Genomic DNA, 22,980 nt, shown 5'->3' with positions numbered 1-22,980 from the left:
TTATCCGAGTAAACTTGCGAGAACTTCCCAAGCGGATTTCCTACGCAACTCAAATTCCGTTTCATCATAGATCCCGTGCTCGACGCTAAGCCCATCGAGTAACGCATAGAACACATGCATCCATCTTGTTAAAGCATCTTCAGGGAGCGCCGGCTCAAGCGTTTTTCGTAAAATATCATTCGTTAACTGCTCATAAGTTCTCGTCTCTTCTTTTAACTCTTCAAAAAGAGACTTTGGTGGATAAAATACTGCTCGTTGGAAAAACTTTTTCTCATCAGGACTTCTTGAAAAATCAGTCGCAACAAAAAAGATTGTCCGCAGTTTTTCTTCTCCTACTAGCGTCTCTTCATCAGCTACTTTACTTAATTCGCTTAGTTCTGTGTGGATGCTATCTTGATACACTTCCATAAAAAGCGCTTCTTTAGATGGAAAGTGGGCATACAACGATGGCGTTTTAATCCCTACAGCTTTTGCAATTTCAGAAAGGGCCGTCCCATCATATCCTTTTTCTGCAAAAAGGGTTAATGCTACTTCTTTAATAAGTTTTTTCGTCATTAGAATAATCCTCCTAACTAACGTTCATTAGTTAAATTCTATCAAATAAAAAACCAAACGTAAAGGAAAAGGTTTGATTTTTTATTTTTCGATATATTTCCATTCATTTTGTTTTAAATCATAGACTAATTTTGCAACTTCTTCTTCGTAGTAAATTTTTGAAGTTATTTCTAGTTCAGTCATTTCTTCCGTAAGACCAAGGCCAATGGGTACTTCGATTTGAGTCCTAGTTCTAACGACATCATCCATTGCTATACAAGCACCGTCTTTGAAATGATCGGACATTTTTTTGAGTAGCTCAACTGGTGGTTCAGAAACATATTTTTTCTTTCCAAACGAAAAAATGCCTTTCTCATTAACGAGTTCCGATGTTTTCCGGGCAATGACATAACTTAGCAACATATAAAAATGATTTAAATTTCGATAATATACTTTATTGTAGCGACCGTCTTCTCTCGTTAAATAAACAAAATTATTTTGTAATTTATAGTAAAAAGGAGAACGAAGGTGGCGTCCCGTATGCGCAAGATAAAGCATCTCAGCCACTTCTTGCGGTGTAAGTTGGTTTAAAAGTTCCACATCTTCAAAATCAATCCAACAAAGTGGACTGAAATTTTCTTTAGATATATTTGCCAAATCGCCTGGCTCTAAGTAATGAAAAGCCGTGTGTGCATTATAAGACGCATCTTCCATATTATGTTTGATTAACAATATATTTTCAGGCGGTTGCCCAACGCCATTTAAAAAATCACAAAAAGAAATGCCGCTTGTCGCCACATTGTTAATAACATGATCAATATGAACATAAATAGATTGTTGATTAACTGCTTCTTTTTTCATGTATTTGCCTCACTCTATTTCTAATTTCTTCATTCACAGAAGTCTTCCATACCATCATACAACATTTTCGCTTAAAAAGGATAACAGAAACATCAAAACTTAATGACTAATTTATGACAAAGAAAAAAAGTGGAGTAATTTTACATGCGAATTCTATCGTTTTTCGTAACTTCACTTACAAAAAACGTAGATAAATAACATATAAAAAGCCTCCACTTCTCGATTTTATTGCAATCGAAGTGTCATATTCGGCATCGCTTTCCCGCTTACCGATTTCCATATATCTTTTCGGGATTTGGTTTTTTCAACCACAATACCTTTTTCTTTGAGCTGACGGATTACTTGATTCAAATCTTTTTGATTATTATCCAAACTCATCACTCCATCTTCCAAATTAGTTTTCATTCTTTTCATTATCTCTCTTTCCTTACTTTACCATATTCTCTTTAGTAAAAATACCCTATTAATCTAAAAACTAACCTAAATTCGTGACTTTTTTCAAGAAAGCGTTTGAAAACCGAATTTTTTTGGATAATATCGTATTAATATAAAGAATAATTGCCTTTTTCACATAAAGTTTCCTAAGTGGATTTGTAATCCTTTCTTATAATTATAAAATATAATAATCAATAATTGTTAACTAAAAGGAAAAAAGTCGCTATTTTGTGACAAAATTGTGAAAAGAAAACAACATAAAAGATTTTTAAGTAATCAGATTGTGAATATATCGCTATTATGCATGAAATCAAGTCTAAAAATATAATTCTTATCTTCACATTATTGTCACTGATTTTCTCTTATACTTCCTATATAATAAGATACATATATCAGACATCGGAGGAATTACATGAAAAGACGAATTATCATCATATGTGCCACAGTTATTACAACGTTTAGTGTAACCGGTACCTATCTCTACCTAACAAGCCAACAAACTTCCGCTCCAGAAAGAACCTCTAGTATTTCCAAAAAAGACCTTCCAACGTCCAAACCCAAAGATTCCAATCAACATGATAAAGATAAAAAAATCGGTTCAAATAAAGAAAACTTCAAACTAGAAACTGGTTTTGGCAATAAAACATTAGAAGTTGGTAGATTAACTGGAAAAGTTTCACAGGAATCTGTTAATCAAAACAAAAATTTCGAAATTAAATTAACAAACGACAAAACAGCAGCAGCGAAAAAAAAGGGAAGTTCTAAGCTGAATAACACTACACCGAATAACACTTTGCCGAGTAAAGTAAAACCTGGGAAAGTAAATCCAGGTAAACAAGAACCGACCGAAGAGACGCCAATCCAAGATATAAATTTTTATGATAAAGAACGAGTAATGGATCCAATTGACGCACAACTAGAATCATTGGATATAGCGGCTCTTGAAGAAAAAGAGCATCTCGTAATTGGGGCTGACATAGCCAAACTTCAAAATTTAATTGCAACTAACCAACTAAGTTATAAAGAATTAGCAGGAATTTACCTCAACCGAATAAAAAAACACGATCAAAATGGGATTATGTTAAATGCAATCACAGAGGTTAGTCCTACTATTATTGCAGAAGCAGAACAACTTGATAATCAAAACGAGCCAAATAAACCAGCTTTATACGGCATGCCTGTCGTTTTAAAAGATAATATTGGTACTATTACCCTGCCAACAAGTGCCGGTACTGTAGCCCTTAAAGATTGGGTAATGGAGAAAGACGCGGCTATCGTAGACAAACTTAAAACAAACGGTGCTTTAATTTTAGGAAAAACTAATATGTCAGAATGGGCAGCTGCAATGGACGACGGAGTACCAAATGGCTACTCAGGAAAAAAAGGGCGTAGCAAAAATCCTTACTCTTCCGAACTAGATCCACTTGGTTCAAGCTCTGGATCTGCAACTGCTGCTACTTGTGATTTCGCTGCAATTGCGATTGGAACAGAAACAAATGGTTCTATCATTTTACCAGCAGGAGCTCAATCTGTTGTTGGCTTTAAACCCAGTCAAGGCCTTGTAAGCAATGAGGGAATTATCCCACTCTCAAGTAGATTTGATACGCCTGGTCCACTTACAAGAACAGTTACAGATGCTTATTTAACAACCAATGTTTTAATGGATGAAGCAAGTCAAACACCACTTTCCAAAGATGCGCTAAAAAATAAGCGGATTGGACTACTGTCTGATGATGAAAGCAATGAAGAAACAGCCATCCTAAAGAAAATTAAAAAAGATTTAACAACTGCTGGTGCAACCGTTATAGAGGGCATCACATTGGAAGAATTAGAACAAGTGGATACTGATTATATCACTTTATTAAATGCCGATTTCAAACGAGATCTTAATCAATTTTTACAAATTAATCGTTCTCCTATGTCGACATTAGAATCGATTATCGCTTTTAATAAAACTAATCCTACTAGAAACATGAAGTTCGGCCAAAGTGAACTTGTAGCGTCGCAGAATAGTACAATGACGAAACAAGAAGCGGATAACGTAGCTAATGAACTTATTCATATTACACAAAACGAACTGGATTCTGTGTTACAAAATGAAAGATTAGACGCTATCGTATCAGCAGGTGTCGGCGGATCTGTGAAGTTCCTAGCTCCAATCGCTGGAAATCCGGAACTCACTATCCCAGCTGGCTATGATACTGAATCAAATCAACCTAAGAGCTTAACTTTTGTCTCTAAACGTAATACGGACATAGCTTTACTAAATATGGGATATGCTTACGAACAGATTTCAAAGAATCGAAAAAATCCCGTTTTAACAAACCAATAAAAAAAGCAATATGCCTGAATAATACAGGCATATTGCTTTTTTATTATAAAACTTTGTCTAAGAAACTAATTGTTCTTTCGTTTGTAGGGTTGTCAAAAATATCAGCTGGCTTTCCTTCTTCCACGATATAACCGCCATCCATAAAGATAACACGGTCGCCAACTTCGCGAGCAAAGCCCATTTCGTGGGTAACAATCATCATTGTCATTCCATCTTTAGCTAGCTCTTTCATTACTCCAAGAACTTCCCCGACCATTTCAGGGTCAAGTGCGGAGGTTGGTTCGTCAAACAACATAATATCTGGATCCATCGCAAGAGCTCTGGCAATCGCAACCCGTTGTTTTTGTCCGCCAGATAGTTGATTTGGAAACTCATCTGCTTTTTCTTTTAGCCCAACTTGCTCAAGTAAACGAAGCGCGTTACTTTTCGCTGCTTCTTTATCCATTTTTTTCAGTTCTACAGGAGCTAAAGTAATATTTTCTAACACAGAAAGATGCGGGAATAAATTAAAATGTTGAAAAACCATACCGATGTTTTCGCGAACTTTATTAATATCTACTTTTTTATCTGTAATATTAAAATCGTCTACAACAACTTCACCAGCTGTTATTTCCTCTAAATTATTCATGCAACGAAGAAAGGTACTTTTACCAGAACCAGATGGCCCAATTACGCAAACTACTTCGCCTTCTTTTACTTCTATATCAATGCCTTTTAGCACTTCATTCGCGCCAAAACTTTTTTTAAGACCTGTTACTTTAAGTTTAGTCATTTCGTAATCTCCTTTCCAAACGATCGGACACTTTCGTTAAAATGGTAATGACGATTAAGTACATAATTCCAATGATAAGCCAAGTCCATGTACTTTCAAACGTACGCGCCATAATAATTTTACCAGATTGTGTTAATTCGACGAGTCCAATTGCCGACATAATCGACGTATCTTTCAAAGTGATAACGAACTGGTTGATAAAGGATGGAATCATCATCCGAATTGCTTGTGGTAGAACGACTTTCATCATTGCTTTTTTATGTGGTAAACCAAGACTTCTTGCTGCTTCCATTTGTCCTTTGTCGACAGATTGAATCCCGCCGCGTACAATTTCGACCATATAAGCACCGGCATTTAAGCTTAGCGCAATGACCCCTGCCAAGAATACTGGCATCCTAAAGTCGAGCGCTGCTGGAATACCAAAGTAGAAGAAGAATGCTTGAACAATTAATGGTGTTCCACGGAAAATATCTACATAAACTGTTGCAATCCCACGTAGAATTTTACTATTGCTCACTTTCATAAAGCCAAATGTAATACCAATAATGAAGGCAATAATTAATGAAACAACGGCTAGACGAATAGTCAACCACATTCCAGCTAAAAGTGCTGGCCAGGAAGATTTAATAATACCCATGAAGCCTTTTTCAGTAGTATTTTCTTTAACAGCATCTTTTCCTAAATAAGTTTCAAGGATTTTATCATATTCGCCGCTAGCTTTAATATTAACAAGACCGGCATTGAATTTCTTTAAGAGTTCTTGATTTTGGCCTTTATTAACGGCAAAACCATATGAATTTCCTTTTTCTTTTTCGGTAACGATTTTTAAACCGTTTCCTGTTTGCACGCCATAAGCGAGTACTGGATAATCATCAAATCAGGCAACTGAATTTCTTGTTTTAACATCATCATACATTTGTGCTGAGTCATCAAATACAACAATATCAAAACCATATTTATCTTTTATTTTTTCAGCGAAAGCGTAACCTTCTGTACCTGTTTTAACGGCTACTTTTTTACCTTTTAAATCATCATAATTCTTGATTTCGTCGTTATCTTTCAGGATTCCCATAACAACGCCAGAGTCAAAGTACGGATCAGAGAAGTCGAATTTTTGTTTCCGTTCGTCTGTAATACTCATTCCAGCGATTACACCGTCTACTTGATTAGCTTCAAGTGCTTGAACGGCTGCATTGAATCCCATTGCTTTAATTTCATATTTAAAATTTTGATCTTTGGCAATGGCTTTAAGAATGTCCATGTCAATCCCGACATGTTTCCCATCTTTTTCAAATTCAAAAGGTGCAAAAGTAGTATCTGTACCAATCAAGTATGTTTCTTCTGCGGCTTTTGCATTTAACCCGTTTCCTGTGAAAATGAACATGGCAACACATGCAACTGCCATTGTTAGTATGAAGCGTGAAAATTTCTTCATATTGTGTCCTCCCTCTATATGTGTTTAGCTATAATTAATTATTTTATGTAGCATTAATTTTTTTCCGTACTCGTAAGATTTTACCATAAGGCTAGATTATTGACCATAGTTATTTATGATAAGATTTTCAATACAGCAAAACAAAGAAGCTAATCAGTGAAAGCTAGCTTCTAACTGTTTTTCAATTGGTTTTCAAAATCGTATTCTTTCATCTTAGCATATGCGGCATACGTGCTCTTAGCGTTTTCGATAGCTAAATTAAGCTGTTTCTTCTTTCCACCTTTTTGCGGGAAGGAAGAAGCCTTACGGAGCGGCTCTTTCAAAGTAATTTTATCGATTTTTTCTGCGATTAGCAACTCTTTTGGTTGGATATTATTTGGATCTTCGTAAAATTGGTTGATAAAATTGGCTAAGTCTTCTTGGAGCGAATTTTCGATTGGGAAAACATGCCATTTACTACCGTTGATTGCGCCATTTCGGACAAAGAAAACGAAAACACTTAAATGATTATCTTGTTCATAACAGCCGATAATATCACGATTTTTTAGTCCGGGGAAAATAATATGTTGTTTTTCGATGGTTTCATTAATAGCATGGATTTTATCGCGTAGTTCAGCAGCTCTTTCGAATTCCAGTTTTTCGGTGGCTGCTTCCATGTCTTTAGTGAGCTTCCCCTTCACGCCTTTAACATCGCCTTCAAGAAAACGACTAATTTTTTGAATTTGTTTTTTATATACAGCGGGTTCAATTTCTGCTTGGCAAGGTCCTAGGCAAAGTCCTAAATGATAGTACAAACACGGACGTCCCGGCTTTCCGTCACATCTACAAAGCGGATATAATTTTTCAATAAGTTCTACTGTTTGCCTTGCTGAAAACCGACCAGGATATGGACCGAAGTAGTGCGCGCCATCTTGTTTCACTTCAAATACAACTTCGATATGCGGATTTTTCTCATTCGTGATTTTAATATAGGGATAACTCGTTCCTTCTTTTAACTGGATATTGAAAGGAGGTTGATATTTTTGAATTAAAATCATCTCGAGAAGTAGTGCCTCTTTTTCGGAGGTAGTGATAATTAGTTCTAAATCACGAATTTGTCTTACAAGTCTTGCAGTTTTACCGATTTGTTTACTATGAAAATAAGACTTTACACGGTTTTTTAAACATTTAGATTTGCCAATATAAAGTATTTCGTTATTTTCATCTCTATAAATATAGCAACCTGGTGATTCAGGTAATAAGGTTAATTTGGTTTGTAATTTGTCATCCAAAGGGCTTCCCCTCCTTCTAGAACATCTATTCTATTCCTACTTGCTGTTTTTGTAAAGACGAAAAAAGAACTAGCCTAGGCCAGTTCTTCTTATTTGTTATTTCCCCCAAACGTCTTCTGCGATTTTGACGACGTAACGTAATTTGTTCCATTGCTCTTCTTCACTTAAAATATTGCCTTCTTCTGTAGAGGCGAATCCGCACTGTGGGCTAAGGCATAATTGGTTTAGCGGCACAATCTCACTCGCTTCTTTAATTCGTGCTTTGATTGCCGTTTCATCTTCTAAATCCCCTGTTTTAGAGGTGATTAAGCCGAGAACGATTTTCAAATCTGGGCGCGCTACATATTTTAGTGGTGAAAAATCTCCAGAACGTTCATTATCATATTCTAAAAAGAAACCATCGATATTTAGCTTGCCAAATAATGTTTCTGCAACTGGTCCATAACCGCCTTCTGCTATCCATGTAGAGCGGAAATTCCCACGACAAATGTGCATCGTAATAACCATATCTGCTGGTTTATACTTGATAGCTTCATTAATAAGCGTTTTATATGTTTCTTGCAGCGTATCGGGGTCAAAACCTCGCTCACGCACGACTTCACGCTGTTCATCAGAGCATAAATAGCTCCACGATGTATCATCTAATTGTAAATAACGACAACCAGCATCATAAAAGGCTTGAATCGCTTTTTGATAAGCAGCCGCTAAATCAGCCACAAATTTATCAGCATCGTCTATATATGGCTGATACTCCATGTCACCACGATAATGAAGCATCGCCGGACTTGGAATCGTTTGTTTTGCTACATGATTTTCACCAACGGCTTCTTTTAGGAAAATAAAATCTTCTATAAATGGATGCGTCGTGAAATCAATTGGACCTGTAATTTTCACCGAATGAGATTTTGTTTGGACTTTGCTAAATTGAATGCCTCCCGCCGCATCGTATCCTTCTACCCCATCCAAATTCTCTAAGAAATCAAAATGCCACCAAGCGCGGCGAAATTCGCCATCAGTAATTGCTTTTAAACCCACTTCTTTTTGTTTTTCAACAATGTACTTGATTTCTTCATTTTCAATTTCACGTAATTCTTGAGTTGTAATTTCGCCACTTTGGAATTTCTCGCGTGCCTCTTTAATTGCCTTTGTCCGTAAAATACTTCCAACATGATCTGCATAAAATGGTGCCACTTGATTCATTTTCTTCGCCTCAATTCTAGTTATTTTTATGTACAAAAAAACTTTCCCCCAAAAGACAGCTTTTAAGGGAAAGAGTGATTTACCTGTTTCGCGTGCCTTATCTGTCAGTGATACTGCTGGATTTGGCACCGTGAAAAGTCCGGTTGCCAAGGCTTCACTGGGCCAGAACCCTCCACCTTTCTTGATAAGTTACTATGTAATTGGTTCTTATTATATCGTTTACTTCTCGTGATTGTCAAATTTATTTCTGAATATTTATGCTTCTGCGATAACTTCGATTTCAATGTCAGCGTCAAGCGGTAACTTGGCTACTTGGAAAGCACTTCTTGCGGGGAAATCACTGGAAAAGAAAGTAGCGTATACTTCATTCACAGCTGTAAAATCATTTAAATCTTTGAAGAAAACAGTCGCTTTAATGATTTTGTCTAGTCCAGAACCAGCTTCTTCTAGTACGGCTGCTAAATTTTTAAAAGCTTGCTCAGCTTGTTTTGTTGCGCCTTCTGCTAATTCTCCAGTTGCTGGGTTAATACCAAGTTGACCTGATGTGAAAATAAGTCCATTCACTTTTACAGCTTGTGAATATGGTCCGAGTGCTTTTGGGGCTGACGAGGTTTGAATAATTTCTTTTGCCATTTTATCCCTGCTTTCTTTTGTGGTATGCTTTTATTCTAATCAATAAAGTTAGTTTTAGCAATAAAGGGGGATTTCCAGATGATTTTAACGATATATTTAATCGCGATAACACTTATTTCTTTTCTATTATTCGCTGTTGATAAACGGAAAGCAATTAAACACGCATACCGTATACCTGAATCAGTACTACTTCTCTCCGCATTTCTTGGTGGTGCCTTTGGTAGTTGGATGTCGATGCAGTTGTTTCACCATAAAACGCAAAAGCCGAAGTTTCGGATTTTAGTGCCACTTGCGATGGTTTGGACTGTTGGGGTTTTGGTTTGGTGGTTGTATTAAGGGAGAGCTTTAGTTTACGTAGAAAACTTTGAACTTATAGAAAAATTTTTATCTAGCTATTTACTTATAGTTTTTTTTTTAATCATAACAATTAATGTTTATAAAAATGAATTACTTCTGTTGCTACAATAATCGAATTTTTATATTATAAAAAAGCACGATAAATAATTATTTATCGTGCTAACTTCTTAAATTAGAAGTACTACCTTTTTACTTATTTATACTCATTATCAAACCATTTACTTCTTAATTCTTCTAGCTGGCTAAATAAAGAAGTTTTTTCTTTCATTAAAGTCTTAACTTGATTATTTAAATCACTTTTAAAATATTTCCCAAAATAAATGACTGATATTGAAAGTACATGTATCATGTTCAATAAAATCGTTGCATTAAATGCAGCATAATAAAGCTTCTCATTCTCAAAAGTTTTTTCAATTTGTATGCCCAAAGAAGTAGCATCTTTGTGTATAAAATTACTAGATAAATTATAAAAATATAGCAACATATCAAATTTTTCAATCTGTAAATCAGCTGTACTATTACACATTTCCGATACGCTCCACTTGTGCTCTATTCTTTTCCTATCTTTTTTAGTATATATACTACTTGTTTTTTTTATTACATCTTCTAAATTTTTTTCAATTTCAACAATTTGCTTGAATTTATTATTATTGTTATTATTTACTACTCTTGCTCTGTTATACCTCTTTAAATTTTCAAACTCTGGTAGTAAATAGAAAAATTCATTAAACTTTTCTACTTGTTCCTCCACCGTTCCATTGTTTAAGCAAATTAATCTGAGCATTCCTTCAAAAACCGAACGTTCTAAAATAAGAGCATCCCAATATCTTTCATTTTCTAAAAGTATAAAAGTTGATTCGATAGAATTATAAATACTTATTAATAAACTTGTAAACAAAATATCCTCTTCAGTATTCTTCTTTTTCAAGTCACACGTTACTGTGAAAAGTTCTCTACAAAAACTTTCAGTTTTGAATTGAAAATCATACATAAATATACTTACTCTCTTTCTAACAATAAAATTATTAAAGTCATACAGTACTAATTATCTCTGCACTATCTTCCATCCAGTTTATATCTAAAAAAAGAAATAAAAAGCTCATTATTCTAGCAGCGATACTTCTGATTATCAACATATTCAGAAACTTCTGTATGTAATTCGTATAAAAATCTAATTATTTCATCCTTATACTTGATTAAATCACCTACTGAAGACTCTCTTCCTCCCTCAATAAAAGAAATATTACCATGAGCAATATTATTTCTTTTATTTTTAACTTCCAATAATCCTGATCCTACATCCTGTATTATTGAAGAATCAATAGTCATGCCATGATCATCAAAAACCTTTCTTATTTGTTTTAAATCTGCATTTCCACTCAGCTTTACTTCATCCCCAAATTCTATTTTTTTTCCTTCAATAATAAATTCAATCATATTTTTTGCTTTTTCTTTATGTTGAGAGTAATTTGTTGTAGTATGACTTAAATCATTATAATAAATATCAATCCACATTTTTTTTAATTTATCACAGACATCATTATAATTTAAGCTTTGTATAGAAACTTCGTCGTAAATACTAATAACAAAATTTTTAACTGAAGCCTCTACTAAATTATAAAGCACTATAAAAGAGTTGGCTTTCAATATAACTAAAAAATCTTGAAAATCATGAGTTTTTGTTTTCATTTTTCTTTTTAAATTATTTGACTGTTTTTGCTCATTAAATTTGTAAAGTTGAGCTAAGCAAAAGAAATAATATTCGACTTCACTTAAACGTTTATCAAATTCAAATTCCATACTGTTAGTCATATACTATTTCTCCAACAATTTATTTTTGACATATTCAATTCTTTCCTTTACTCTTACTTTAGAATTACTGCCATCACTTGTTGTAAGTTTTTTAAATTCTTCACTATTTATCCAACTATTAACATCTTCTGGCACTAAATCCGCATTATCTCTTAATGCAAGAATTATTCCTACAGATAGAGCTTCGAACCTTACCCTTGGAACCGTTTTAGATGTACTCGTCTTTTTAAATCCTATTGGAAAATATTTTTCAGCAAAGCTCAACATTTTCAGAAAATCTGCTTCCATATCCATTTCTGAAAAACTATCTTTCACGTCCTTAATATAATCATCAATAAAAACTTGAACTCCATGCTTAAAATTCTTATAGTTATTAGAATAGGCAAAAAATCTTAACACTAACTCAATATGTTCTCTTCTTTTTTTGTTTTTTGGTGATACAGGGGCAACTAACTGTCTCTTAGGTAAGTTAGCCATATTCTCAATAAATGTCATGAAATCGCCTTCAAATGATCCTCTTCTTACCTCTGAATCTTTAGCTTTTTCCCCTGAAGTATTTAGTCTATCAAATAATTCTTTTCTTATATCTTCACTTGTACTTGCCCTCAAAACAATAACACGTAAAGCTTTAGATTGTAATCTTCTCTGCTGAGACGGGGGTAAATTACTAAAGTTAAACGCATTAACTTCTGTTAATTTTTTTAAATTACAAAGCACCAATTTACCACTTAAAAAGGCAGACAATGTATTTATTCTTTGAACGCCATCCACAATTTCTAATTTCCCTTCATCCGTATCAGATAAAAAAAGAAGCGGTATGGGTAAGTCTAACAATAATGATTCTATAAAACGAGCTTGATCAGAGCTAGACCATATAAATTCTCTCTGGTAATCTGGTATAAAGTAATCCTCAGAATCATATTTGCTCACTATAAACTCTATAGGATAGTCCCTAATATCATAATCTACTCTTTCTTGTAAATTCAAAATTTGTTGCTCAGCTTTTTTTTTTTGTTCTGTTGTTATTAAGTTCACTTTATCATTATCCCTTCTATATGCTTTTTTATTGATTTTCCAATAGCCTCACCTAACTTAACTGGTACAGCATTACCTATTTGAATACCTAATTGGCTGTATGATATACTACCTGACTGTTCATTTATAAATCTATAATCTAGAGGGAAAGTTTGAAGGATCGCTCCTTCTCTATATGAGATAGCCCTATCTTGTTCAGGATGACCAAACCTTCCATTCCCATAACCAAAAAACTTAGTAGTTATAGTTGGTGCAGGTTTATCCCATTCCATTCTTCCATATACTGATGAATAAGATTTACCTGTCTCTTTTTTATGACAAGTTAATAGTAAGTCCTCATCCCAATCTTTCCAAGTTCCACCTGGTTTAGATTGTTTTATTCTTTTTAAGTTTTTAGTATTTAATTTAACACTTTTATGCATAATGTCTTTCTTGTCAGTTTCACCAGATTTAATCTTAGTTAATGTGCTTATTGAATCTCGAACTGTAGGATAACAAGATACATCATACATAGACTCCACTAATTCTATGCTCCCTAATTTTGAAGCCAATAACACTAGTCTTTTTCTATTTTGTGGCACCCCATATTCTGGAGCATATACAATTTCCCAAAAAACATTATACCCTTGCTCTTCAAGAGTATTTATAAACGTTTTAAAAACATGTTCATTCCTTAATTGTGGAACATTTTCCATTGATACGATTTCTGGTTTAACATCTATAACTAATTGTCCAAAGTAATCTAATAAATCCATTTTTTGAATTGTTTTTTCGTTATTTTTATATCTACGGCTATATGATGAAAAAGGTTGGCAAGGAGCACAACCCATCAGTATTTTTATGTCCGTGTCTTTAGGAAATAATTTCTCAATTTCTTTCCCAGTTACTTCTTTAATATCTTTATTTATAAAATAAGCACTATTATTTTGTTCATATGCATATTCACAAGAGCTTTCTATGTCTATCCCTGCAATTACATCTATTCCTTCATTAGTAACCCCTCTAGTGAGACCTCCAATTCCACAGAACAAATCCACAGCTCTTAACTTCATTATTTCGACTCCCTTATATATAATTCAAAATTCTGCTATCAAATTTGATTATAGCATGCTTTTTAACATTTCTCTATTGGATAAAATATTTTAGTTTTGCGAAATACTTAGTTTAAAAACCTTTAAATCTATATTTCTTCTATGATTATTTCTGCCCTTTTATCCTCATAAATCAAAATACGGCTCCCTTATATAAAGCGCAATAAAGAGGGCTTAATATTTGTACCCTGATTAAAATAAAATGTATAGTTATAGTCAGATACTTAAATGATAAGAGTATCTATAATATTATAGATACTCTTATCAAGTAAAGAAAATAGTTCTAAATAATAATCTGTTATTCTCAACTCACTTTAAAAAATTTATTCTGAACTACTTTAATTATCTCCATCATCACAACTGCTCCGAGTGCTAAGCCTGCTGCAATCGACCATTCGTGTAAACCAAATGTTGCTGGGATCGAGAAGATTTCGCGAGCTCCTGGTAATACTGTAATTCCGTATAGGACGAAACAAAGTAATACCGCGCCGATTACGTATTTGTTGCTGAAGAAGCCTGCGCCAAATGCGGTTTGGACGTTTGAGCGAGCTGCAAAAGTTTGTAATGTACGAGCTAGGATAAGTGTAGTGAACGCCATTGCGACACTCATCTCTGGTGAAATTTGCATACCGATGTATTGTGAGATGATAACGGCGATACCGATTAAGACACCACGACTGATAACGGCGCGCATCGTGCCACCAGCAAAAATACCTTCGTTAATATCTCTCGGTTTGCGTTTCATTACATCAGGTTCTGCTTTTTCCATTCCTAGCGCAATTGCCGGTAAGGAGTCATTGACTAAGTTGATAAATAGTAGTTGTAGCGCTGTGAACGGGTTAATCCAGTCCAGTACTAGCGCGAATAAAATTGCTATAATCGCGCCTAAGTTTCCTGCAAATAGATAAGCAATTGATTTCTTAATATTATCAAAAACCGTTCTACCTACACCAACTGCATCCACAATTGAAACGAAATTATCATCGGTTAAAATCATCGCGGCAGAGTCTTTGGCAACGTCAGTTCCGCTACCCATTGCGACACCAATATCGGCTTGTTTTAAAGCGGGCGCATCATTGACACCGTCGCCAGTCATTGCCGTTATTTTACCTTTTTTCTGCCAAGCTTTGACGATACGGATTTTATTTTCTGGAGAAACACGGGCGTAAACAGCGATATGTTCTAGTTTTTTATCAAGTTCTTCTTCTGGCATTGCGTCGAGTTCTTGACCAGTTAAAGCGATGTCGTCTGCATCCATTAAACCAATATCGCGACCGATTGCTTGTGCGGTTGTTTTATGGTCACCAGTAATCATGACGGTGCGGATACCGGCTTTTTTCGACTCTTCAATCGACGCATAAACAGCTTCACGCGGCGGATCAATCATTGCAGTTAAACCAACTAGTACGATGTCTTGTTCGTCTTCTAATTTTAATTCGGTTGTGTCAGCTGGCATCCGTTTGTAGCCGTAAGCAAGGACCCGGAGTGCCTGATTTGAAAATTCTTCATTTGTTTCTTTTAATTTCGTTAAAATTTCTTCCGTCATTGGCTTTTCTTCGCCGTCAAGGAAAACATAACTACAGCGCGCGAACATCACATCTGGTCCGCCTTTTGTTAGCATTGCTTTGTTTTCATTAAAGGTGTGAAGCGTAGACATTAACTTACGATCTGAATCAAATGGAATTTCGCCTTCACGGATGAATTTTTCGCGAATTTCATTGTAGTCTTGATTATTTTTATTACTAAAGGCAATTAGCGCTACTTCGGTAGGGTCGCCTAGTTCTTTACCTTCACTGTTAATATTTGAGTCATTACAAAGTACCGCAATATGAATCAAACGACGCTCCCCTTCTGACCAGTTTTCTGGACTATCCGGGAAATTTTCCTTTGTTCCATCTGGTAAAAAGTAATCGACAACCGTCATTTTGTTTTGGGTTAACGTACCTGTTTTATCGGTACAAATAACACTTGTGGAGCCTAGTGTTTCAACGGCCGGGAGCTTTCTAATAATCGCATGTTGTTTTGCCATTTTATTTGTTCCAACGGCAAGTACAATCGTTACAATAGAAGAAAGTGCTTCTGGAATCGCTGCTACAGCTACGGCCACGGCAAACATAAAGGCATTTAAAATCGCTGTTGCCATATCCGCTGAATTGTCGCCGAGTAATACGCGACCAGCCTCAACTGCAAAAATAAGTACACAGAGTGCTAAAATACCAATTCCTAATTTTTTACTAAATGATTCAAGTTTTCGTTGTAGTGGTGTTTGTTTTGCTTCGGCTGTTTCAAGAAGTCCTGCGATTTTGCCGATTTCCGTTTCGCTAGCAGTGCCTGTTACGACAAACATCCCGCGACCATAAACAACGAGGGAGCCACTGAACACCATATTCACACGGTCACCAAGGCCTACTTCATCAGAAATAGTATCAATATATTTTTCTACTGCTTCGGATTCCCCAGTGAGCATGCCTTCATCGATTTTTAAAGAACCACTTTCGAATAAGCGGCCGTCTGCTGGGACAAAATCACCTGCATCTAAAATAACTACATCACCTGGGACGAGTTCGCGCGCATGAATGCTTTGTTTAGAGCCATCGCGAATTACTTTGGCAACTGGCGCAGACATTTCTCGTAAAGCATCGAGTGAACTTTCTGCTTTTCTCGTCTGAACTACGCTAATAATTGAGTTGACAATAAGTACTAAAAAGATAATAAGTGATTCAACTACTTCACCTAAAACCAACTGCACCAAGGCAGCTATGACTAAAACGATGACCATTGGATCTTTAAACGTTTCGAGAAAAAGCTTCCAAAGTGGATCTTTCTTTTTATTCTTCAGTTCGTTAAAACCGTATTTTTCTTGTCGTTTTGTAACCTCACTAGTTGTTAAGCCTTGTTCTGTTGCTTCTAGTTGTTTAAATGTATCTGCCGCGCTTTTGCGGTAAATCTCCAATCATTTCAGCCCCTTCCAATCAATCTATGTGTTAAGTATAACAAATCTTAACAGTGAAATAATATTGATAACATGGATAATTTACACACTCTTAACAAATAGCGCTTCCAACTTCCTATTTTAGCGAATAAAGGCAAAAAATAGTTGAAACGGACACAAAAAACAACTATACTACAACCAGAGAGATAACTTAGGAGGGCATGGCATGGATAAAAACGAACAAGTCATGGCAAACGTTAGAGATTTATTTAACAAACTCGCATGGATTAACAAAGTGAAAATGGAAAAAGCGCTTGAGGGATACAAACCTTCCGAAGTTCACTGCATTGAATTTATTGCTAAAAATGAGGACCCAAACGTAACTAAACTCGCAGAAGCTTTCTATATGACAAAAAGCGCGATTAGTAAAATCACTAAAAAATTAATGGATAAAGGATATATTGAAAGCTATCAAAAACCTGAAAATAAAAAAGAAATCTATTTTCGATTAACGACCAAAGGAGCAGAAATCAACCAAGTGCATGATAATTTGCACCAAGAGTTTCTTGACCGGGATAAAGTTGTTTTTGAAGATGTTTCTGATAAACAATATGAGGAAGTTTTACAATTTGTGGATAAATATAGCCGTCATTTAGATGCTGAAATGAAAAAAATTTTAGATAGGAAATCAGAATAAACTTAGTAACAGTCTTGCTTTTATTAGTTAGGCTGTTTTTTATCGTTTTATTTTTGTTGACAAGGAAACAAAAAGGAGTTAAGCTATTTATGTTTCCTAGGACACTAATTATATTTCGATAGGAGAATCACATGTCTTCAACTAAATCTTTCATTAATACAAAAACCTTACTTTTTGGTCTTATATCTGTTTTTCTTTGTGGAATGGGCTTCAGTATCATTATGCCTGTAGTTCCTTTTCTAATTGCACCGTATGTAAGTAATTCTAGTGAACAAGCGCTTATGGTGACGCTATTAACATCTGTTTATGCCCTTTGCGTGTTCTTCGCAGCACCTGGACTTGGAGCTTTAAGTGATCGGTTCGGCAGACGTCCGGTGTTACTAATTTGTTTTATCGGTTCGGCAATTGGTTACTTTGTTTTCGGGCTTGGCGGGGCGCTTTGGGTACTCTTTCTTGGGCGGATAATTGAAGGAATCACTGGCGGTAGTATTAGCACGCTATTCGCTTTCTTTGCTGACATTACACCCGAAGAACAGCGTACGAAATACTTTGGCTGGGTCAGTGCCGCGGCGGGTGCGGGTGCGGCGCTTGGTCCTGCTTTTGGCGGCGTAATAGCCCATTTTGGATATGCGATGCCGTTTTTCTTTGGGGCGGCTATTACTTTTATTAACTTGGTGTTTGGCTATTTTTACATGCCTGAAACTTTAAAAGAGGAAAATCGCTTAAAACGAATTCCGCTTATACGACTTAATCCTTTCTCGCAACTCCTTAATATCTTGACGATTAAACATTTAGGTCGCTTACTTATTGCGGCATTCTTGATTTGGATTCCAAATGGCTCACTTCAAGCAGTTATGTCTCAATTTGCCATTGATAATTTTAGTTGGAAACCAGCTTTAATTGGTTTGATGTTTTCGATTATGGGGGTTCAAGATATTCTTTCACAAGCCTTTGTTATGCCTAAACTACTGCTCAGGCTTAGTGATAAACAAATTGCTATTCTCGGGATGATTGCTGAAATTATTGGTTATGCGCTTATTGCGGCCTCCTCGATTTTTATCCTTCCTCAGCTGCTAGTCATTGGAATGTTTGTTTTTGGGTTTGGTGATTCGATTTTCAACCCCGCTTTCAATGGCATGGTTTCGAAATCGGCAAGCGCCAGTGAACAAGGGCGAATTCAAGGTGGTAGCCAAGCGATTCAATCACTCGCGCGTATCATTGGACCTATTATCGGCGGTCAAATTTATATCACTCTTGGTCACGCTGCTCCCGCCGTGATGGGCGTCATTTTGATAATTGTTGCCATTTTTATTCTCTATAAAAGAACTCGTCCGCAATTATAAAAAAAGGATTCCAAGTTGGAATCCCTTTTTCTTAAATCGTATTAAATTGTGCATCATATAATCGTTTATATGCACCGTTTTCTTTTGCTAACAGTTCATCATGTGTTCCAGTTTCTGCAATGCCGGTTTCATTTACAACGATAATTCGGTCAGCATGCTTAATCGTAGCAAGCCTATGCGCGATTATTAAAGTAGTCCGACCTTCTGCTAATTCTTCTAATGAAGCTTGAATTACTTGTTCTGTTTCAGTATCCAGGGCTGAAGTTGCCTCATCCAAAATTAAAATTGGTGGGTTTTTTAGAAACATTCGGGCGATTGCTAACCGTTGTTTTTGCCCGCCAGAAAGTTTTACCCCGCGTTCACCAATAATTGTATCTAGACCGTCTGGCATCTCTTCTACCACTTTAGAAAGATGCGCTAGTTTTACGACATGCTCAATTTCTTCATTACTAGCATCTAATTTTCCGTAAGCGATATTTTCACGAACAGTACCGGAAAATAAAAAGACATCTTGTTGCACTACGCCGATTTGCGCTCGTAAGGATGGTAAAGTGAAATGTTTTATATTTTCGGCATCAATAGTAATTTCCCCATCTGAAACGTCATAAAAACGTGGCAGTAAATTACAAATCGTCGTTTTCCCAGCACCACTTGGTCCAACAAATGCGACTGTTTCGCCAGCTTTAATCGAAAGGTTAATATGACTTAAGACGTTTTTTCCATCGCTATATTCAAAAGAAACATCTTTGTATTCAATGTCACCGCGGAAAGCTGAAGCCGGTTTAGCATCTTTTTCATCTTGAATTGCGGGCTCCGTATCCATCACCTCTAGGAAACGCTTAAAGCCCGCGAACCCTTTCGGATAACTTTCGATAACATTATTGATTTTCTCAATTGGTCGGATGAAAACATTCGTTAGTAAAATAAACCCGACAAATTCACCATATGAAATTTCGCCATTAATGGTAAAGTAAGCTCCGAATAACAAAGCAAATAAACTAATTAATCGCATAAGAAAATAGTTAAATGAAAAACTAAGTCCCATCACTTTGTAAAACATGAGTTTAGATTTGCGGTACGCTTGATTTAAAACGGCAAAACGACCTTTTTCATGCGGTTCGTTGGCAAATGCCTGAACAACCCGAACACCACTGATTGCATTTTCCACTCCAGCGTTAAAATTCCCTAAATCTTTAAAAATCCCGGTCGTTACTTTGGTCATTCGTTTGTTAAAGTATACGATTAGTACCGTCAATATGGGGACTAAAATAAATGTAGAAATCGCCAGCTTGACGTTAATGTTTAGCATTAGGAAAAATGCGCCAAATAGCGACATAATTGAAATGAAAATATCTTCCGGACCATGATGCGCCACTTCGCCAATTTCAAATAAATCGGTCGTCATTCGCGACATCAATTTCCCCGTCTTTTGATTATCGTAAAAGCCAAATGGTTGCTTTTGCAAATGACTGAATAAATCTCTGCGCATATCTGTTTCTATGTTAAGACCTAGCATATGGCCAAAATAAGTGACAATGTACTGCATAAAAGTATTAAGTATGTAAAAGAATAACAAGGCTAGTGCTGCAGTAATAATTAGCCCAAAATCTTTTCCTGGAAGTAATGTATCAATCACGTGATTTACAGCGACCGGAAATGCGAGCTCCAAAATAGCAGCTAAAACAGCACAACCAAAATCAATGATAAAAAGTGTTCGATACGGTTTATAATAACTAAAAAACCTTTTTAGAATGACAAACTCCCCCCTTAAAAATAGTCATGGTTCCCATTATAGTGTAAAATGACTAAAAAAGCGATATTGTTTTGGAAAGGAGGCAACTGATGAAACGATTAGAAAAGATTTCTTCTATTGTTCCCATCCTGCTACGGATTACTCTAAATTTGGCGCTTATTATGGTCGGATTTACTCTTGTTGCTTTTTTAATTAGAGAGGCATTTACGATTTTCAATAATATTTTCTTTTTAGATACGGACGTTTCTTACTACTATATGACACAGGATATTTTGACGTTTTTCCTTTATTTTGAATTTATTGCGCTCATTGTAAAATATTTCGAATCCCATTTTCATTTCCCGCTGCGCTACTTTATTTATATCGGTATCACAGCGATTATTCGATTTATTATTGTCGATCATTCTAGTGCAACATCTACGCTAATACTCTCAGGCGCGATTTTACTTCTTGTCGCTGCACTATTTTTAGCTAATACAAAGCTCCTTAAAAGAGAGGGCTAAAAAAGCAAGCAACCCCACTTTCGGGATTGCTTGCTTTTTTTATACTGTATTTAAATCTGAATTGAAAAGTTGAATCGCTTTAGTAAGTTCTAAAACTTCGGCTTCTAATTTATCTTTTTGTTTTTTTAGTTCGTACATTTGTAAGATGTTTGCAGCTTCATTCAAATCAACGTCTGTCACATCGTACCATTTAATCCATCTAGAAAGTGAAGCGCTTGAAACTCCAAAATCCTCGCATAGAGTTTGTTTAGAAGTTCCTTTGCGATATAAATAAACAAGGCTTATTTTGAATTTTTCGGTATATTTTTTAGTAGGCATAAACAGTTCCTTTCTTGTGCGTTTTTCTCATAAAGTAGTTTCCCAGTCAACTGTTGTGTTGTTTTAATACCCCATTGTACGTCTCTTTTAATACTCATTTCTAGTAATAACAAATTAGCAATATTTCCTTTTTCAAACTATTTTGAATGAGCAGTTTTGCTGATTGTTTTTTAGTATTTAAAAGAACTATTTTTCTTGTTTCCCTTATTTTGAAAATTAATAGATAAAACCAATTCTTCGTTAATTAATGCAGTCTAGCCTCGTTTCATTCCTATTATCTCCTTTTATTTTTCAGTAAAAACTTTCTTATCAACAATGAAACTTTTCGGAATTTGCAAAATTTCTTAATCAACACATTTATTATAGATTATACGATGAAAATTTTTATACTAAAAAAAGACCAATTTAGTTATTTTTGTGGCTAAAAGGTGTCTTTTTAGTGTCTATTTAATGACATAGGTCAAACTCCCTCTGTTTTTTAGTACTTTTTTAGGACTTTTATGATGAAAAAGAGCTTTTTTATTCCTAAAACAGTACATTTAGCTGCTTTCGATTCTTTTTAAGAACAGATGTTAGAGAGGCGGACTAGCATAATTTAGCAAAAATAATCGTTTAAAGATAACTTATAAGGGCTACTATTGGTCTATTTTAAATATAAAACGTCTTTTTGTGGTACAATAATTTACAATCTATATAGAAAAGGGTGTTGCTATGGAGTTTCTATTCATTTTACTTCCAGTTTTCGGAATTTTTGCAATTGGTTTTATTGGGCAGAAAACATTAAAATTCGATATTCCTAATTTATCGAAACTGACGCTTTATCTTATGTCGCCGTTTCTTGCATTTAATACTTTTTATACTAATCCGCTAACGATGGATTATTTTTATTTGGCGATTTATATTTTTGTTTTATGCTTAAGCTTAATTTTACTTGTTAGTGTTATTAGTTTTCTGCTTGGTTACAATGTGCAAGATCGTTGTGCGCTTATTTTAGCTAGTGCTTTTATGAATAATGGGAATTACGGCACCCCTGTTGTATTGCTTGTTTTTGGGGCGGCTGGACTTGATATTGCGGTTGTTTTAATGGTGTTACAACAACTTGCAATGAGTACGATTGGAATCTATTTTGCTGCAAAAGGGAGCAAGGATGCGAATGGTATGAAAACTGTCATGACACGTGTGGTACGAATGCCGATTGCTTACGGGGCGCTACTTGGTCTTATGCTTCAGCTACTACATATTCCGCTTCCATCTGCATTAATGACTTGTGTGAAACTTGTTGGTGATGCTGCGATTCCAACAATTATGATTGTTCTTGGAATGCAGTTAGCGGTTATTTCTTTTCGGCGGATTGAACTGGATAAAGTTGGCATCGCGCTAGTTTTGAAATTACTCATAGCACCGTTTATCGCATTTGGTTTGACTCTTATTCTTCCTGTCGATGAAATGACAAAGCAAATCATGATTTTGTTAGCAGCAATGCCTACAGCAGCAAATACAACTCTTATGGCTGTTCAATTTGATACTAAGCCAGATTTGGTTTCCAGTACGACGTTTATTAGTACTGTTTTAAGTATAATTACGCTACCAATTGTACTTTATTTTCTTCATCCAGTTTTCTAAGGCGGGCTCCGGCTCGTCTTTTTGTATAGACCAATAATAAAAC

20 protein-coding genes, 1 pseudogene and 1 riboswitch are annotated in these 22,980 nt (G+C 35.3%); of the genes and pseudogenes, 6 read left to right on the top strand and 15 right to left on the bottom strand.

All coding sequences use genetic code 11. The features are described from left to right. The 3 genes from PQQ29_RS04555 to PQQ29_RS04545 form a co-directional block, all read right to left on the bottom strand. The gene (locus PQQ29_RS04555) at positions 1 to 555 is read right to left on the bottom strand and encodes a TetR/AcrR family transcriptional regulator (protein WP_187984053.1); all 555 of its coding nucleotides are present in this window, start codon (positions 553 to 555) and stop codon (positions 1 to 3) included. An 81-nt stretch (positions 556 to 636) separates the two neighbouring features. Continuing rightward, on the bottom strand, positions 637 to 1,395 hold the full coding sequence (locus tag PQQ29_RS04550; RefSeq protein ID WP_003766067.1) for a hypothetical protein: 759 nt from the start codon (positions 1,393 to 1,395) through the stop codon (positions 637 to 639). Positions 1,396 to 1,620: 225 nt separating this feature from the next. Next, positions 1,621 to 1,767, bottom strand: a complete 147-nt coding sequence (locus PQQ29_RS04545; RefSeq protein ID WP_010990641.1) for an Lmo0850 family protein — start codon at positions 1,765 to 1,767, stop codon at positions 1,621 to 1,623. A 475-nt stretch (positions 1,768 to 2,242) separates the two neighbouring features. On the opposite strand from PQQ29_RS04545, the gene PQQ29_RS04540 reads away from it, so the two are divergent. Further along, positions 2,243 to 4,162 (top strand): amidase family protein, encoded by a 1,920-nt coding sequence (locus tag PQQ29_RS04540; RefSeq protein ID WP_187984052.1) that lies wholly within the window; start codon positions 2,243 to 2,245, stop codon positions 4,160 to 4,162. A 43-nt stretch (positions 4,163 to 4,205) separates the two neighbouring features. Here the strand turns inward: PQQ29_RS04540 and PQQ29_RS04535 are convergent, their stop codons facing one another. From PQQ29_RS04535 to PQQ29_RS04515, 5 genes and pseudogenes are all read right to left on the bottom strand, one after another. Beyond that, positions 4,206 to 4,934 (bottom strand): amino acid ABC transporter ATP-binding protein, encoded by a 729-nt coding sequence (locus tag PQQ29_RS04535; RefSeq protein WP_003771056.1) that lies wholly within the window; start codon positions 4,932 to 4,934, stop codon positions 4,206 to 4,208. Further along, positions 4,927 to 6,369 (bottom strand): annotated as a pseudogene (locus PQQ29_RS04530) (amino acid ABC transporter substrate-binding protein/permease). Before PQQ29_RS04530 ends, PQQ29_RS04535 begins: the two are co-directional and overlap by 8 nt. Positions 6,370 to 6,539: 170 nt before the next feature. Beyond that, on the bottom strand, positions 6,540 to 7,640 hold the full coding sequence (uvrC, locus tag PQQ29_RS04525) for an excinuclease ABC subunit UvrC (protein WP_003771054.1): 1,101 nt from the start codon (positions 7,638 to 7,640) through the stop codon (positions 6,540 to 6,542). 96 nt (positions 7,641 to 7,736) lie between these two features. Beyond that, the gene (locus PQQ29_RS04520) at positions 7,737 to 8,840 is read right to left on the bottom strand and encodes a 5-methyltetrahydropteroyltriglutamate--homocysteine S-methyltransferase (RefSeq protein ID WP_010990639.1); all 1,104 of its coding nucleotides are present in this window, start codon (positions 8,838 to 8,840) and stop codon (positions 7,737 to 7,739) included. Between the two features lie 94 nt (positions 8,841 to 8,934). Continuing rightward, a riboswitch (SAM riboswitch) is annotated at positions 8,935 to 9,031 on the bottom strand. Between the two features lie 64 nt (positions 9,032 to 9,095). Then, positions 9,096 to 9,473: a RidA family protein gene (locus tag PQQ29_RS04515; protein ID WP_010990638.1), complete on the bottom strand. Its 378-nt coding sequence runs from the start codon at positions 9,471 to 9,473 to the stop codon at positions 9,096 to 9,098. A gap of 78 nt (positions 9,474 to 9,551) precedes the next feature. Here PQQ29_RS04515 and PQQ29_RS04510 point away from each other — a divergent pair, with 78 nt between their 5' ends. Further along, positions 9,552 to 9,809, top strand: a complete 258-nt coding sequence (locus PQQ29_RS04510) for a DUF1294 domain-containing protein (RefSeq protein WP_003761210.1) — start codon at positions 9,552 to 9,554, stop codon at positions 9,807 to 9,809. A 214-nt stretch (positions 9,810 to 10,023) separates the two neighbouring features. Here PQQ29_RS04510 and PQQ29_RS04505 read toward each other — a convergent pair whose 3' ends face one another. From PQQ29_RS04505 to PQQ29_RS04485, 5 genes are all read right to left on the bottom strand, one after another. Further along, entirely contained in the window at positions 10,024 to 10,821 is a 798-nt protein-coding gene (locus PQQ29_RS04505) for a DUF5677 domain-containing protein (protein WP_112119694.1), read from the bottom strand. A gap of 116 nt (positions 10,822 to 10,937) precedes the next feature. Next, on the bottom strand, positions 10,938 to 11,642 hold the full coding sequence (locus tag PQQ29_RS04500) for an MAE_28990/MAE_18760 family HEPN-like nuclease (protein ID WP_112119693.1): 705 nt from the start codon (positions 11,640 to 11,642) through the stop codon (positions 10,938 to 10,940). Positions 11,643 to 11,645: 3 nt separating this feature from the next. Beyond that, positions 11,646 to 12,677, bottom strand: a complete 1,032-nt coding sequence (locus PQQ29_RS04495; RefSeq protein WP_160124391.1) for a DUF262 domain-containing protein — start codon at positions 12,675 to 12,677, stop codon at positions 11,646 to 11,648. Then, positions 12,674 to 13,729 carry a DNA cytosine methyltransferase gene (locus PQQ29_RS04490; protein WP_112119691.1) on the bottom strand — a complete coding sequence of 352 codons (1,056 nt, stop codon included), beginning with the start codon at positions 13,727 to 13,729 and terminating at the stop codon, positions 12,674 to 12,676. Before PQQ29_RS04490 ends, PQQ29_RS04495 begins: the two co-directional genes overlap by 4 nt. A gap of 343 nt (positions 13,730 to 14,072) precedes the next feature. Beyond that, positions 14,073 to 16,721: a calcium-transporting ATPase gene (locus PQQ29_RS04485; protein WP_112119690.1), complete on the bottom strand. Its 2,649-nt coding sequence runs from the start codon at positions 16,719 to 16,721 to the stop codon at positions 14,073 to 14,075. A gap of 205 nt (positions 16,722 to 16,926) precedes the next feature. Here PQQ29_RS04485 and PQQ29_RS04480 point away from each other — a divergent pair, with 205 nt between their 5' ends. Continuing rightward, on the top strand, positions 16,927 to 17,397 hold the full coding sequence (locus PQQ29_RS04480; RefSeq protein WP_010990633.1) for a MarR family transcriptional regulator: 471 nt from the start codon (positions 16,927 to 16,929) through the stop codon (positions 17,395 to 17,397). Between the two features lie 131 nt (positions 17,398 to 17,528). Next, a complete protein-coding gene (locus PQQ29_RS04475; RefSeq protein ID WP_187984051.1) occupies positions 17,529 to 18,740 on the top strand; it encodes an MFS transporter in 1,212 nt (403 codons plus the stop codon). Positions 18,741 to 18,771: 31 nt separating this feature from the next. Here the strand turns inward: PQQ29_RS04475 and PQQ29_RS04470 are convergent, their stop codons facing one another. Continuing rightward, positions 18,772 to 20,493, bottom strand: coding sequence for an ABC transporter ATP-binding protein (locus PQQ29_RS04470; protein ID WP_049781514.1), 1,722 nt, complete (start codon positions 20,491 to 20,493; stop codon positions 18,772 to 18,774). 89 nt (positions 20,494 to 20,582) lie between these two features. Here PQQ29_RS04470 and psiE point away from each other — a divergent pair, with 89 nt between their 5' ends. Beyond that, positions 20,583 to 20,996, top strand: a complete 414-nt coding sequence (psiE, locus tag PQQ29_RS04465; protein WP_003729465.1) for a phosphate-starvation-inducible protein PsiE — start codon at positions 20,583 to 20,585, stop codon at positions 20,994 to 20,996. A gap of 39 nt (positions 20,997 to 21,035) precedes the next feature. On the opposite strand, the gene PQQ29_RS04460 is transcribed toward psiE, so the two are convergent. Next, positions 21,036 to 21,314 carry a transposase gene (locus PQQ29_RS04460; protein WP_003761194.1) on the bottom strand — a complete coding sequence of 93 codons (279 nt, stop codon included), beginning with the start codon at positions 21,312 to 21,314 and terminating at the stop codon, positions 21,036 to 21,038. A gap of 711 nt (positions 21,315 to 22,025) precedes the next feature. Here PQQ29_RS04460 and PQQ29_RS04455 point away from each other — a divergent pair. Next, the gene (locus PQQ29_RS04455; RefSeq protein WP_003761191.1) at positions 22,026 to 22,937 is read left to right on the top strand and encodes an AEC family transporter; all 912 of its coding nucleotides are present in this window, start codon (positions 22,026 to 22,028) and stop codon (positions 22,935 to 22,937) included. Positions 22,938 to 22,980 lie beyond the last annotated feature (43 nt).

This window comes from Listeria innocua (assembly GCF_028596125.1).
Lineage (GTDB): Bacteria > Bacillota > Bacilli > Lactobacillales > Listeriaceae > Listeria > Listeria innocua.
The sequence above is the reverse complement of the archived record's forward strand: the minus strand, read 5'-3'. Positions and strand labels throughout refer to the sequence as shown.